Consider the following 15,216-nt stretch of genomic DNA (forward strand, 5'->3'; position numbering starts at 1 on the left):
TCAAGCCGCGCGCCGAGGCGCACCCGGTTATGGCCTTGCGCATCCATCGCAAGCCCTTGCGGGCATTGGACGCTGCCTCGATTTTCTGGCATCTTTTCCCGGCAAGAAATGCCCGATCGCGTCGTCGACTTCGCCGCTACGCCTACTCGAACGCCGCAGCCTCGCGACAATTCTTGACGTCAATCGGTCGGTGCCGAGCGATGAAACCGGTCGCTCTGTCGCCTTGCCTGCTGCGGGCTAGAAGCCGCCCCATCGCAACGGCGAACCCTCGGGAGTGAAGAATGACCGTCCGGGTCGAGGCCCTGGCTGAATCTCTAAGGGCGGCGGCGGCCACGGCGACCTGGCGGCGCGCGCGCCGCCTGCAAGCCTTGATCTCGAGCGTGCGCCGACAACCGGACAATGACGCGCTCGCGAATGCCGTCGCGCTGCTGGCAATCCATGGCGGCTATCTCGCCGGAGACGCGCAAGGCCATCACCATCTTCTCATGACCTTGAGCAAAGTTGCCTACAGCGTGGCGGAGGTGCGTCAGGCTCGCACCGTGCGCGTGATGACCCGGCTGAGGGGAGAAGCCTCCGATCCACTGCTGAAGGAGCTCAAGCGCTGCTCGGCTGCCATCGATCGGTTGCGGGGCGAGCTCGCCCGGAGCGGCGGGGAAAACGCCGTCGATGGCGACCCCGGCGTGCAGATGGGCGCGGCGTCGACGGATTTCGAGAAATGGCCCAGGCCCAAATCTCAGGAAGCAACCGTCGACGTGGTCATTCCGGTCTACCGTGGACGCGAAGAGACCCTTCGCTGCATCTACTCCGTCTTGAGCGCGCCGACGAGCGTCGCCTATCGGCTGCGTGTCATCGACGACGGGTCGCCGGAACCCGCCTTGAGCGAGTCGCTCCAGCGGTTGGACTCGCTGGGACTGGTGAGCCTCGACCGCAATCCTGAGAACCTCGGCTTCGTCCGCACCGTCAATCGCGGGCTCAGCGCCGCCGGCAATCGGGATGTCGTGCTGCTGAACAGCGATACGGAGGTCTATGGCGACTGGCTGGGCCGGCTGCGTGCGGCCGCTTACAGCGCTCCCGACATCGGCACCGCAACACCGCTCTCGAACAATGCGACGATTTGTTCCTATCCCTACACATTGCTCGAGAACGTCATTCCGAAAGACACATCGTCCCGCGAGATCGACCGGATCGCCCAGACAGTCAACGCCGGAGAGGTATGCGCGGCGCCGACGGCGATCGGGTTCTGCATGTATATCCGGGCGGATTGCCTCGCTGCCGTCGGAGTGTTCGATGCGGAGACGTTCGGCAGGGGTTACGGTGAGGAGAACGATTTTTGCGTTCGTGCCGCGACAATCGGCTATCTCAACGTCATCGCTGCCGATTGCTTCGTGTTCCACCGTGGCGGCGTGTCTTTTGCGGAAGAGGCCGATACGAGGAAGATCGAGGCGATGAGGGTGCTGCGCCGGCTGCATCCGGGCTATGAGCCGAGCGTGCACGAGTTCATCGGTCGCGATCCCTTGGCAAGCGCCCGTCGCCGAATCGATCTTGTCCGGCTCAGAGAACGGCACAGGACCTATGCGCGAAAGGCCGTCCTGTTCGTCACGCATGACCTTGGGGGAGGAACCGAGCAGCACATCGCCGAGCTGAAGAACTTTCTCGGCGAGGTCGGCAGGCCGGTCGTCGTGCTTCGGCCGCGCGCGCGCGACTCAAGCTACCTCTCGATCGAGTCGTCGCTCGTCTGGTCGATCCCCAATTGCAGCTTCGATGTCGCCGCAGATTGGGCGGAGCTGGTGGAGACCTTGCGGATCATCGGCATCGAATTCGTGCACTTCCATCACTTGATCGATCTGCCGGATCGCATCCGCACGCTGCCGGCGGAGCTGGGCGTAAGCTACGACTACACGGCTCACGACTACTTTCCGCTCTGCCCGAAGATCAACCTCATCGACCACCAAGGGGTCCTGTGCGAGGTTGCCGGCGTGCGCGCGTGCAACGTCTGCCTCAGCCGCGAGCCCGGTCCCGTGCCGGTGCCGCAGGGAGCGGGAGATTGGCGCAAGAGCTTCGCGGAATTCCTCATCGGCGCGCACCGCGTGTTTGCCCCGAGCCACGACACCGCCGGACGGTTCGAACGCCATATCGCCGGGCTGAAGGTCACTGTGCGGGCGCATCTCGACGCCGCCACATGGACACGGAAGGAGCCGGTGCGGCGCATCGCCATTCCCCCCAAGCAAGGGACCCGCGTTCTTGTGCTCGGCGCCCTCAGCCCTGCCAAAGGCGCGCACTTGCTGCGAGCCTGCGTTCTCGACGCCGAGCGGCGGCGATTGCCTCTCGAGTTCGTGGTTGTCGGCATCGTATTCGATCCGACGCTGTTCGCCGGCCTGAAGAAATGCCGGGTTCTCGGCCCCTATCACAACGACGAAGTCGGCGGGATGCTTGCATCGCTGGCGCCGGATTGCTGCTTCTTCCCGGCGATCTGGCCCGAAACCTACAGCTACACGCTGTCCGCGGTCATCGTGAACAGGCTGTTTCCGGTGGTTCTCGACGTCGGCGCGCCGGCAGATCGATTGCGCGCCTTGGCTTGGGGTGCGATCCTGCCTCGCGACGCCACGCCGTCGTTCATCAACGAGCAACTGATGGCAGCCCCGAGACCGGAATTGCCGCCCGAAGCATTGCAGGACGCGTTTGCGCATTATGCGTCTCCCGCTGACTACTACCAGCGAGAAGAGCTAGCGACCTCGGCATGATCGTCGACGTAGCGCTGCTCCACGCTCGCCAGGCCTTCCACGGCTACCTGGAGCGGACCGCCGACACGGAAATCGCCATCGGTCGAGGCATTGCCATACCCATTCGCGGCTGGCTCAGACATGACCCCCGGCTGGCGCTCTCCATGCACCTTCACGCCGAAGGTTGGAGTGTCCCGATCATCTGGAAGGACGATCTCAGGCCGGATCTGATCAGACGCACCGAAGAGGGACGCTGGGACGCAAGCGGACTTTTCGGCGGCTTTTGGGGCCTGCTCAGGCTGCCGGGTGGCGCAAGTCTGCCGGAGCTTGCCCGTCTCGACGTGGCGCTCTCCGACGGCGAGCATGCATCCTACCAAATTCCGCTGCCGAAAGGCCGCGAAGGACCGCTACGGCCGGCCGAGAAGGCGCCGCCTCTCGCGATTTGCTTGGCCACCTACCAACCCGAGTTAAGCTTGCTCGAGCGGCAGATTGCGTCGCTCAGAGCTCAGAGCGCCGAAGACTGGGTTTGCTTTGTCCAGGACGACGCCAGCGAGCCCGATCGATACCGGGAGCTGATGCGGCTGACCCAGGCCGATCGGCGCTTCATCGTCGCCCGGAATTCCGCTCGCCTCGGCTTCGTCAACAATTTTGGCGCGGCCCTGGCGCGCGTGCCGGCGGGGACGTCCTTGGTGGCGTTGTGCGACCAGGATGATTGGTGGCACCCGGACAAGCTGCAGCAGACCATCGACGCTCTCGGCCGTTTCGACCTCTGCTACTGCGACTCGCGCGCCGTCGATGCCTTCGGGCAGGAGCTGGCACCCAGCATGCAAGCCGCATTGGGCGGGCATAGACCCTCCCTCGCCAATCTCCTATTGGGAAACCTCGTCACCGGTGCTGCGTGCGTGTTTCGTGGCGACCTCTTGGATCTGGTCCTGCCGCTCCCGCAGCTCGACGGCGTGGTCCACGACCATTGGCTCGCCGTCTGCGCCGCGGCCAGCCGCGGCATCAAGCAATTGCCGCGCGTCCTCTACGACTACACGCAGCACGGCGACAACGCCATCGGCTTTCCCACCGCCAGCCAGCGCCCATGGCCTCGCTGGATGCACCTGCGGTCCTTCAGCTTGGCTGGCGCGCGCCGCCACGACACGCATGATTTCGTGCGTTGCGGATACGAGCTCTACTACGGCGATGCGGCGCATTGGCGCCAGGTCGTAGCACTGGCAGAGACGCTGCGTTTGCGATGTCCAGGGCAGGAGCTAGGCCCAGTCGCGGCGGCGGCCCGCTACGGGATGGACCGGCTGACATCGCTCCTGAAAGCGGCATCCTGCCAAGCGGCCCATGCAGGCCAGACGCGCGAGCTTGCCTGGGCGATCGGCGGTCGCCTGCTCCGTCGCCAGATGCGCCGCCACCGTCAGGCGTGGACCGAGCTCATCCTTGCGCATGAAGTCGCCGCTACCAAGGTGCCCGGAGCCGCGGCCGCGATCCTCTCTTTGGGGGATGACCGCTGAGCCTCGGATTGGCAGAGTCGACCGCGCGCTCCTCGCGCCGGCGCGGCCGGGTTGGCCGTCCGCCGTTGACTGCGCAAGAGGCCTAGGTGATACTACTTGATCTTGTGGAGCAATGGGGCGAGTAATGAATAGAATGTTCCGTGTTCGCACCGTTTTACTTGCGATATTACTAATAATTGCGGCGGCCTGGTCTTTAAAAGGCGCGACCGCCGCCGACATCATCGAAATCGACAACAATCTCGTCGAGGGACAAACCGTCTCCGCCACCATCCGCGTCGTCGGCTACGCGCAGATCCCCAATCGCGACGGTTATGTCGACATTTTCTTCAACGGCACCAAGATCGGCCGCGCCACCTACGGCACCAATCGGCCCGAGGCCGGCTTGCAGAACATGGGCTACATCCTCGATGTCGACACCGAGCCCCTGGCGAACGGCACGACGCTGATCGAGGCCAAGGCGTTCACCACGGCGGGGGCGCCCGTCGGCACCGCCTCCCGAAACGTCCGCATCAACAATCTGACGCTGATCGGCGCGATCGAAACGCCGGCGAGCGGCTCGACCGTATCGGGCGGCAGCGTGGTCCTCAAGGGTTGGGCTTTGGTCAGCGGCGGATTCAAGAGCCTCGAGATGCTGATGGACGGCCGTTTGCTGACCACGCTCGCGCTCGACCAAGCACGGCCCGACGTACTGACGGCGTTTCCGGGCTATAGCATCGCCACCCCGGGCTACCAGAAGACCGTCGATCTCTCGACCTCCGCCCAGGGCAATCACAGCCTCGCCCTGGTCGGGGTTGCCACCTCCGGCCGCCGGCGCCAGATCGCAACCTCGGTCTTCAAGCTCGACCTCGGCCTGGCGATGATCGGCTCGATCGACAGTCCCCTGATCAATCAGGCCCAGGCGCTGACCGACCCGACGGTAACGATCTCCGGTTGGGCCTCGAGCCCGCTCGCCGTGTCAAAGGTGCGCGCCTACGTCAATGATCGCCTGGTCGGCGAGACCAGCTACTTCACCGACCGCGCCGACATCCGCGCGCTCATTCCCAGCAACGCCTATGGGTCCGGCTATTACATGGTCGTGCCCAACCTGACGTTCCGTGACGGCGACAACACGCTTACGGTGGAGATCACCGACGTGGCCGGACGACGCGCCTTGGCCGACAGAGGGCTCAGCACGAGGCCGAGCTTCAACGTCACGAGCGGGCGGCGTCTGGTTGGAGCGCATCTGCGTCCGAAGACCGACTACCGGACGGCGATCGCCAATTTCGGCACGGCGGTCGGAAAGACGCCCGACATCGTCATGTATTTCATCGGCTTCAAGAGCGGAACGAGCGACACCACCTTCAACACCTACCCCTATCTGCCGACGCAGATCGGGCTCGCCGACGCCATCCCCATGATCACCTGGGAGACGCTGGCAACGGGCGACGTGGTGCAGCCGGCCTTTACCCTGGATCAGCTCAACGCCGGCGCTTACGACACCTACATCTCGAGCTTCGCCGCGCAGATCAAAGCCTTTGGCGATCCGGTGCTGATCCGCTTCGACCACGAGTTCAACGGCGACTATTATCCTTGGGCGCCGGCCGCCAACAACAACGGCAACGATCCGGAGAAATACATCGCGCTGTGGCGCCGCATGATCGGCCTCTTTGAGACCGCGGGCGCCACCAACGTCTTTTGGGTCTGGGCGCCCAACTATCAGGCGCCGACCACCGTGGCGGCGCCCGCGAACGATCCCCTCAACTACTATCCCGGCGACGGCTACGTGGATTTCATCGGCGTCAGCGCCTACAACTGGGGCCAGGATCCGGTGCGCGGCGCCGGCTGGCAGGTGCCGTCGGTCCTATTCGGCAATTTCGTCGCCACCATGGCCCGCAGCGTATCGTCCAAGCCGATCCTGGTTTCCGAGATCGGCACCTCGCCCTCCTATAGCAGCAACAGCGAGCCCACCTGGATCGGCGATGGGTTCACGCTGCTCGGCACTTATTCGAATGTCAAAGGCGCGGTCTGGTTCAACGACTTCGCCTACGAGGACAACAACGGCATGGATTTCCGCGTGGCGACCACGGCCGACGGAGGGGCGGTGTCCGCCGATGTGACCACCGCCTTCAAGACGGCGATTCAAGGTTTCACCACGCGCAACTCGTCGGCCTTGCGCTTGCCGGAATCCGGCTGGTGGTATTCCGCCAGCGAGCAGGGCAGCGGCTACGCCCTGGAGTTCCAGCGCTCGAGCCTGTTCATGGCCGTCTACACCTATGCGAGCGACGGCACCTCCCAGTGGTACGTTTCGCTCGGCCCCATGCAGTCGCCCACCCATTATGATGGGTCGCTGCTGGCCTATCAGAACGGGCAGACCTTGTCGGGCAGCTATCGCCAGCCCACGGTGGGCACTTCGCCAGGAACGGTCGCCCTCGACTTCAGCTCGCGAACCGCCGCGACTCTCACCGTCGGCGGTCGGCAGATCCAGATAACCCGGTTTCCGTTCGTCACCAACGGCATCGCGCTTCGCGGCACGGCTGGGTATGCGCAGACCGGCTGGTGGTGGAATCCCTCGCAAAGCGGCACCGGATACTTCATCGAGAATCAGGCAACGAGCCTCTATCTCGCCGCCTACTACTATGACAGCCGCGGCCAGGCGACCTGGTATTACAGCAGCGCGCCGAACCTGCTCCCGACCGTCTTCGGATCGAGCCTCTATTTGACTGCGAATGGGCCAATGATCTCCGGCCGCTCGACCGGCAGCCTGACGTCTGCCTCCGTCGGCGGGTTCTCGCTCAACACCAGCGCGCCCGACACCGGCACCGTGACCCTGCCCAATTCGACGACGGTTCCGCTGCAGCGGTACAGGTTCCAGTAGGCGCTTCGGCGGATGGGATCGCTAGAGCGCCGCCGCGGACGCGGGCGCACGCGCGGTTCCCGGCGGGATGGCGGCATCGCTGCCGCCGGCGGCCCAAGGCCGCACGACGCGCGGCGGATAGGCGATCTCGATCTGGGCGGCCATCAGCGACAGATTGGGACTGAAATAGGGATCTGAGGCAAGCGCTGCTCGCCAGCGCGCCGTCATATAGTCCGCCTCCTTCTTGAAGCGCTCGCTTCGGTCGCCGTCGAACACGTCGGAGCCGCGCGAGGCCGATTCGAGATGGTATAGCTCCGCATAGGGCGTCCAGACGATGCGATACCCCGCTTCTCTGAGCCTGAGGCAGAGGTCGACGTCGTTGTAGGCGACCTTCAAATTGACCTCGTCGAAGCCGCCAGCCGCTTCGAACAGCCGTCGCTTCACGATCATGCAAGCCGCAGTCACGCAAGAGACGCTGCGCACGATCTGCAATTGTCCATAATAGCCGATATCAGAGCGCGAGGTGTGGGTTTCCAAATGTCCGGCCACGCCCATGACGCCAAGCACCACGCCGGCATGCTGAACCGTGTCGTTCCGGTAGTAGAGCTTGGCACCGACCGCGGCGATGTCGGCGGGGATGACTTGCGCCACCATTTCCTCGAGCCAATCCGGCTGCATCACTTCGATGTCGTTGTTGATGAAGCCGATGATCTCTCCGGTTGCGATGCGCACCGCGGCGTTGTTCAAAGCAGCGAAATTGAATGCGCCTTCGATCCGAAGCACGCGGACTCGAGGGTCGGCAACGATCTGGCCGAGATAGTCCAGGGTCGCCGGCTCGCGGCTCTCGTTGTCGACGATCACAACCTCGAGGTCGGGATAGGCGGTGCGGTTGAGCAGCCCATCGACGCAAGTCCTCAACAGCTGCAACCGATCGCGGGTCGGAACGATCAGCGTGACGCGCGACGCCGGATCGGGCAGGAAGCGGCGGGCGCGGTACCAGGCGGCGATGCGATTCTCCTGGATCTCCACCCGCTCGCCCGTCGTAACGAAATGGTCGCGCAAGGCGCGGCGCGCCGCATCGGTGGCCACCTCGAGGTTGCGGCTGGAGAATGTCCCGGCACCCGGAAAGATGCGCCAGTGATAAAGGACGAAGGGGATGTGCCTGATACGCTCCGGCTTGGTGCTGGCCGAGATCCTGAGCGCCAGGTCATGATCCTGGCTGCCCTCGAAGCCCTCGCGGAAGCCGCCGAGCTCGCGCACCCGGGATGCGCGATAGACGCCGAGATGGCTCACGTAGTTCTGCGCGATGAGGCGCTCGGGATCCCAGTCCGGCTTGAAGAACGCCCCGTAGCGCCGGCCATTTTCGTCGAGCTTGTCCTCATCGGAGTAGATCAGGTCCGCATCCGGATGCTCATTGAGCTCCGCCACGACCATGTAGAGAGCATGCGTCGGCAGCAGATCGTCATGGTCCATCAACGCGATGAAGTCGCCGGTCGCGATCTCGAGCGCGGAGTTGCTCGCGGCCGATATGTGGCCGTTCTCCTTGCGAATCACCACCTTGATGCGCGGCTCGCGCTTGGCATACTCACGCAGCGTCTTCGCCACATGCGGATCCGTCGACGCATCATCGGCGATGCACAGCTCCCAATCGGCATAGAGCTGTGCCACGATCGAATCGATCGCGGCCCGAAGATAGGGCTCGGGCGTATTCCAGACTGGCATGACGACGGAGATTTTCGGCCGCAGCTTCAGGCGGCCGATGTGCCGCGTGATCGCCGCCTCATCCTCCGGACCCAGCGTATCGAAAAGCTTGACCCAAGAGTCGTAGCTGGCCACGTCGGCGCTGAACAGCTTGGTGATCCCGTTCTTGAATTCCCCGAAGCCCTTGCGCGGGACCATCCTGAGGCCGCGGATGAAGGCGCGCGGGTATCTGATCATGGCGCGCATCGCCAATCCGATCGGGCGCACCTCGCTGATGGCGATCGGGCCGAGCTTGAACTCCCCCGGCCGGTCGGTCGGATCGAGCCGCAGCGAGACGGTTTCTTCCGGCAAGCGTATGAGAGTCCTGCAGACGCCGCTGCGAAGGATCGGCAGCGGAATGCCTGCCAGCAACCCGCGCGCCGGCTCGCCGAACGCGTAGAGCACCGGCCGAACCGGCGGCTGCGCGTCCTCCACCTCGAAGCGAATGAATGCCCAGCCTCGGGGCGCCCTCCCGCGCGCGCTGTCGATCCAAATCTGCGGATCGAATCCGTCGCTGCGCCAGCGGCCGCCGCCCAGATCCTCGAGCTCGTGGCTGCTTGCGATCCGCATCTTGTGTCGCCGCGGATGTCTCAGGCCCAAGAACAACCGCAGCAAGCGGCCGGCCAAGCGGATCGGACGCGACCACCGCCACGACCGCGACGACACCATCGTCTCGATCTGCTGCTGGCGGAGCTGCGCGATCGTCTCGACGTTGGCGAGGCGATTCCTCGTTTCGGCCAGCCGGGCTTCGGTGCCGCTGAGCTGCTCGTCGCGCGTCCGCAGCTCAGCCTCGACGCTGCGCAGCCCCTCATCGCGCCCGTGCAGCAGCGCGCCGACCTCCGCTTCCCGGTTCCTGGCGGCTTCAGCCGCGCCTCTGACGCGCTCCTCCAGGTCGGCGATGACCGCCGCCTTCGCTTCTAGGATCTTGCCGATCTCCTTTTCCCGGTTCCTGCCGGCTTCGGCCGCGCTACGGATGCGCTCCTCCAGGACCGCAATGGTTGCCGCCCTCGCCTCCAGGATCTCGCCGATCTCTTTTTCGCGGTTCCTGGCGGCTTCGGCCGCATCTCGGATGCGCTCTTCGAGATCGGCGGCGTCCCGTTCAAGATTGGCAATGTGGGTTTCGCGCTCATCGAGCCGCTCGGAGAGTCGGCTCGCGGCCGCGCCGGCCATGATGCCGGAGCCAAGCGCGCCGAAGAAGCTGCGGACCTCGGAGGTGATCTGGCCGTCCTTCGCCGCAACCCGGGTCAGCCATTCGATCGCCGTCCCGCCGGCGCCGACCGCGAGAACGCCCAAGCCATTGCTGTGCAGGAATGTGAAGGATGGAAACTGCCGGCTGATTTCCTCCCAAAACCGCCACACGCCGAAATCATGCTCGTGCACGTTGATGTCGTGGAACAGCACGACCGCGCGCTGGCTCAGCTTTGGCAACCAGGTCTCGAAGTCGTGCTTGACGGCTTCGTAGGTGTGCATGCCGTCGATATGCAGGAGATCGATCGAACGCTCGGAGAAATGCGCGGCCGCCTCATCGAAGGTCGACTTCATCAGCCTCGAGAAATGCCCGTAAAGCGGATCGTGGTAGGAGCTGAGGTCTCGATAGACGGTCTCGTCGTAGAAACCGGCATGCTCGTCACCCCGCCAGGTATCGACGGCGTAGCACCGCGTGGACAGGCCGAGCTGGAGGACCGCCTGACAAAAGGCGAGGTAGGAATTGCCCATATGGGTCCCGAGCTCGACCAGGAGCGAGGGGCGCAGCACGTCGATGAGCCAGAATGCGAACGGGGTGTGCCCGTTCCAGGCGGGCGGCGGCGGCAGCCGGCTCGGCGACTGCAAGGCAATCGCCCGCAGCAGCATGGCAGCCGTCGTCGGATCGATCATCGTGTCCGCCCCGGTGCCGGCTGACTCGCCGGAACGCGTGCGCGCCGCTTTGGTCATTTTGCCACGCTTGGAATGTCCCTCAACCCGTCTGGGGCGCCGTCAGGCCCGCCCGTCGATCGCGGCCTCAAAATCCGCCATTTCGCAGCACGCGACAAGGCTGACGAAATACACCGTCTCCTGGACCCGGGTCATCGCGATACGTCCGAAATTCACCCGTTGGAAGAATGGCTTGAGGCACTCGAACAGGCTCTCCTGGGTGAAGAAGTTGAGATGGGTGGATTCCAGGAGGTGCCAGGGTATGAGTCCATGGCGAGAGCCGAGCGGAATAGCCGACATGTCGGGCACGGTCAATATCGCCTGGCGCCGGCAGATGCGAGCGATTTCGGCGATGGCGGCCCGATAGTCCTCGATGTGCTCGACGACCTCCGTCGCCACCACCACATCGAAGCTCTTGTCGCCGAACGGCATGGGCAAGCGCCCGTCATACAGCCTCACATAGGGGGCCGCCTCGGCGAGGAGAGCGTCTCGAATGGGCCCGCGATCAAGTTCGATGCCGAAGGCCTCCCGACCTTGGGCGCGCATCGCAGCCACCAGCGGACCGGCGCCGCAACCGAAGTCGAGCACGCTGCCCCTGGTGGACTCGACGAGCGCCAAGACCTCGGGGTGTACCTGCAAGCCTGGAGGGCCAAATCCATAGATTTGGTCCCGTCCCAGCACGCGCTTGGAATGGAATAGCTCGTAGAGGCCGGGCTGCGTGAATGGCCTCGGCTGGATCACCTTCGGTGGATGTCCTTCGATCTCGACGCTGACCGGCACCGCCGGCCTCAAGAGCCACGCCTCGGGCACGAGATATTCAAAGACGAAGCCGGGCATGGCGAAGGGGGGGCGCGGAGAGGCGGGCACGTCCGGACGAAAGCAGCGATAGAGCTTGTTCAACTCGAGCACGTCATCCCCGAGGCGCAGCCTGGGCGGATGCAATCGCTCGCTCGTCTCGTACGACCATCCAAAGATCCGAATGAGGCCGGTCGGATCGATATTGATCCAGTCGAGAATGCCCCATGGCGTGGTCCATCCGAGCGGCGTCGCGTCCGCCTGCGATGGTTCCGGCGGCAAGTCCTTGCGGGACCGACGACGGAGTCGTCCGAGCATTGAGGAGAAAGCAGACACCCGGCGCGAACCTCTCTGGCAGCCAGCCTTCGGCGGACGCAAGCTCGGTTACGTCTGGCCACATTGTCAACATGGCAGATCCGAAGCCGCCATGCGCTCGGCCCCGGGCCCCGGCAAAGATCACCGGCCGCTGACTGCACCCTTTGCCGGAGCCGGCGTCAGGCTCGACGCCGGGCTCGCTGCACCGCTATAAGTCTCCGTCCGCGAACCGCGGATATGGCGGGCGACCTTCGGGTCACCCGCGCCCAAGACCCGGCGAATACCACTGCCTCCAGCCATGTCCTCCGAGCCGATCGTCCGCGCCCAGCATCTGGGGAAGGTGTACCGCCTCTATGACCGGCCGCAAGACCGCCTGCTCGAAGCCCTGTCCTTCGGCCGGCGACGGCTGCATCGGGATTTCCACGCCCTCGAAGACGTCTCCTTCGAGGTGGCGCGCGGCGAGACCATCGGCATCATCGGCCGCAACGGCTCGGGCAAGTCGACCTTGCTGCAGATGGTCGCCGGCACTCTCAACCCGAGCGCCGGCTCGGTCGCGATCAAGGGGCGGGTGGCCGCCCTCTTGGAGCTCGGCGCCGGCTTCAATCCGGAGTTCACCGGCCGCGAGAACGTCCTCATCAACGGCATGCTCCTCGGGCTGAGCCGGGAGGAGGTGCTGGCCCGGTTCGATTCCATCCGCGCCTTCGCCGACATCGACGAGTTCCTGGATCAGCCGGTCAAGACCTATTCCAGCGGCATGTATACGAGGCTCGCCTTCGCCGTCGTCGCCCATGTCGATGCCGATTTGCTGATCATCGACGAGGTGCTGGCGGTGGGCGATGCCTTCTTCCAGCAGAAGTGCATGCGGTTCCTCAGATCCTTCCAAGAGCGCGGCGCGATTCTGTTCGTCAGCCACGACACCGCCGCCGTCACCGCGCTCTGCGGCCGCGCGCTTTGGCTGGACCGCGGCCGGCTGCGCGCGGAGGGCTCCGCCGAAGCGGTGAGCAAAGCCTATCTCGATGCGTTCTTGCTCGGCGACCGCGTCGAATCGAGGGTTGGCGAGGGCGCTCCCGGCACCGTCCCGGACGAGCGCCGGCGGCGCGATCAGAGACTTGATCTCGTCAATGCCAGCCGCTGGCGCAACGACATCGAGATCGTGGCCTTGGATGCGCCCGGCGACGGACGCGGCCAGGGCGGCGCCACCATTCGATCGGTCGAGCTGCAGGACGAGGCCGAACGGCCGCTCGCCTGGCTCGTGGGCGGCGAGATCGTCAGATTGGTCCTCGAGGGCGAGGCGCATCGGCATATCGACGGCGCCATTCTGGGCTTCTATTTCAAGGATCGCTTCGGCCAGTTCCTGTTCGGCGACAACACGCTGCTCAAGACCGCGGAGCGACCGCTGGTGCTGGAAGCGGGCGAGGCTTGTCGCGCCGTTTTCACCTTCCGCCTGCCGCTCCTGCCGCCGGGCGACTATGCGGTGTCGGCGGCGTTCGCCGAAGGCCACCGCATCGAGGAGCACGCGCAGCAGCATTGGCTGCACGAGGCGTTGGTGCTCAAGGTGCACTCCAGCAGCGTCCATCGCGGCCTCATCGGCCTGCCGATGATCGACATCGCCTTGGAGCGAGGCAGCGTCGCCGGCAAGGCCGGCGCCGTGGCACCGGGCTAGATAGCGATGCATTTGAGCTCGCTCGAGCACGTCCAGGATCTGGTCGCCCGCCACCTCGACCCGGCGCGGCCTCTCGAGGTCGTCGACGTCGGCGCCCATGACTACCACGCCGGCAGCGGGCAGCCGATGCCCGGAAGCTATCGCAGCCTGTTCCAGCAGCCCAATTGGCGCTATCGCGGCATGGATCTGGCGCCCGGGCCCAATGTCGACATCGTGCAGCAGAGCGCCTATCGGTTCCCGCTCCGGTCTCGCTCGGTCGACCTGGTGATCTCGGGCCAGACCTTCGAGCATGTGGAGTTCTTCTGGCTGACCTGGCTCGAGATGGTGCGCGTCGTCCGGCCCGGGGGCTTGATCTTCCTGTTGGCCCCGTCCAGGGGACCCGAGCATCGCTATCCCGTCGATTGCTGGCGATTCTATCCCGACGGATTGCGCGCGCTGTCGAAATTCGGCCGGCTCGAGCTCGTCGAGGTCACGACCGATTGGCACCAGCACGCCGACACGGCCAGTGCCGCTTGGGGCGACACCGTCGGCGTATTTCGCAAACCGGCGGATGGCGCGGCCCGCCAGCGGCTGCGCGCGCTGGCCTTGGGCATCCTTGCCCGCCTGCTGGCTCGCTAGCCCCTATTTCTCACCGGGACCGGGGCAGCGACGGGCTCATGCGGTCACAGGCGAGGAAAGCCGCGAAGAGCGATGCAGAGCATCGGTCGAGTGGCTTGACGCGGCATATGACCGCAGGAGCCCGTCCCTTCGGGTCGCATCACGCGGCTTGCCCGACATCGTCGCGGGCCTCAGCCGTAGCTCCGCTACGCCTTTCGGCCCGCTCCTTGCGGGGCGAGCCGCGTGATGCGACGCTGCTCCCGGTCCCGGTGAGAAATAGGGGCTAGAGGCCGCCTCCGGCGAGGCTAGAGCGGCAGCGGCCCCAGCAGCACCGTCGCCAAGCACCCCAAGGCGAGACCGGGGCCAAAGGGAATGCGCTCGCGGCCTCCGACCCGCCGGCCGGCGAGGCGCACGAGCCCGATCGCCAGAAGCGTGCCGAGCGCTGCCACCAGCAGCACCGAGCTCAGTCCCTGCCAGCCGACCCAAGCCCCGGCGACGGCCATCAGCTTCACATCGCCGAGGCCGAGCGCCTCGATGCCTCGGAATCGGCGATAGACGGCGCGCACGACCCACAAAAGCCCGCCGCCGAGTGCGGCACCCGCGAGCCCGTCGATCGGCTTGGGCCAGCCATCGGGCCCGGCCAGCGCCGCCACCGCGAGACCCAAGGGCAGGAGCGGCAGGACCAAGGGATCGGGCAGGAGCTGGTGGCGGAGATCGACGATGGTGAGCGCCGCCAGCACCGCGCCGAGGAGCGCCACCGCCACCACGCGGCCGGCGCTTGGTTGGGTGGCGAAGGCCGCGAGAAACGCCAGCACCGCGCCGATTTCGCTCAAGGCATAATCACGGGCGATCGCCGTCCCGCAGGCGCGGCAGCGGCCGCGGAGGATCGCCCAGGAAATGACCGGAACGAGATCCCGGGCGGCGATCTCGACCCCACAGGCAGGACAGATCGAGCGCCCGAACCAGAACGAACGACCCCGATAGGTGGTCTCGCCGGTGAGCCCGGCCGCCAAACGGACGGAAGCGGCCGCGAGCAAGCTCCCTACGGCCGCAAAGACGGCGATGCCGGGAAGAATGCCGAGAGCGCCTCCCGGCCAAGGCAGAAAGAGCCAGCCGGTCACCATCGCGGCCTTG

At 65.5% G+C, this 15,216-nt stretch carries 8 protein-coding genes; 5 read left to right on the plus strand and 3 right to left on the minus strand.

Features of this window, described 5'->3' with window-relative positions; genetic code table 11:
- Positions 1 to 281 precede the first annotated feature (281 nt).
- The 3 genes from HY058_14405 to HY058_14415 all read left to right on the plus strand — a co-directional run bounded on the left by HY058_14405 (position 282) and on the right by HY058_14415 (position 7,082).
- Entirely contained in the window at positions 282 to 2,741 is a 2,460-nt protein-coding gene (locus HY058_14405; GenBank protein MBI3498488.1) for a glycosyltransferase, read from the plus strand.
- Entirely contained in the window at positions 2,738 to 4,228 is a 1,491-nt protein-coding gene (locus HY058_14410) for a glycosyltransferase (GenBank protein MBI3498489.1), read from the plus strand. Before HY058_14405 ends, HY058_14410 begins: the two co-directional genes overlap by 4 nt.
- A 133-nt stretch (positions 4,229 to 4,361) precedes the next feature.
- On the plus strand, positions 4,362 to 7,082 hold the full coding sequence (locus HY058_14415) for a hypothetical protein (GenBank protein MBI3498490.1): 2,721 nt from the start codon (positions 4,362 to 4,364) through the stop codon (positions 7,080 to 7,082).
- A 21-nt stretch (positions 7,083 to 7,103) separates the two neighbouring features.
- Here HY058_14415 and HY058_14420 read toward each other — a convergent pair whose 3' ends face one another.
- Positions 7,104 to 10,733 carry a glycosyltransferase gene (locus HY058_14420; GenBank protein MBI3498491.1) on the minus strand — a complete coding sequence of 1,210 codons (3,630 nt, stop codon included), beginning with the start codon at positions 10,731 to 10,733 and terminating at the stop codon, positions 7,104 to 7,106.
- A 42-nt stretch (positions 10,734 to 10,775) separates the two neighbouring features.
- A complete protein-coding gene (locus HY058_14425) occupies positions 10,776 to 11,789 on the minus strand; it encodes a class I SAM-dependent methyltransferase (GenBank protein ID MBI3498492.1) in 1,014 nt (337 codons plus the stop codon).
- A 331-nt stretch (positions 11,790 to 12,120) separates the two neighbouring features.
- On the opposite strand from HY058_14425, the gene HY058_14430 reads away from it, so the two are divergent.
- Together HY058_14430 and HY058_14435 are read left to right on the plus strand one after the other, a co-directional pair.
- Entirely contained in the window at positions 12,121 to 13,485 is a 1,365-nt protein-coding gene (locus HY058_14430; protein MBI3498493.1) for an ABC transporter ATP-binding protein, read from the plus strand.
- 6 nt (positions 13,486 to 13,491) lie between these two features.
- Positions 13,492 to 14,103: a class I SAM-dependent methyltransferase gene (locus tag HY058_14435; GenBank protein ID MBI3498494.1), complete on the plus strand. Its 612-nt coding sequence runs from the start codon at positions 13,492 to 13,494 to the stop codon at positions 14,101 to 14,103.
- 284 nt (positions 14,104 to 14,387) lie between these two features.
- On the opposite strand, the gene HY058_14440 is transcribed toward HY058_14435, so the two are convergent.
- Positions 14,388 to 15,206 (minus strand): prepilin peptidase, encoded by an 819-nt coding sequence (locus HY058_14440; GenBank protein ID MBI3498495.1) that lies wholly within the window; start codon positions 15,204 to 15,206, stop codon positions 14,388 to 14,390.
- Positions 15,207 to 15,216 lie beyond the last annotated feature (10 nt).

It is taken from the genome of Pseudomonadota bacterium (genome assembly GCA_016195085.1).
Taxonomy (GTDB): Bacteria; Pseudomonadota; Alphaproteobacteria; order SHVZ01; family SHVZ01; genus JACQAG01.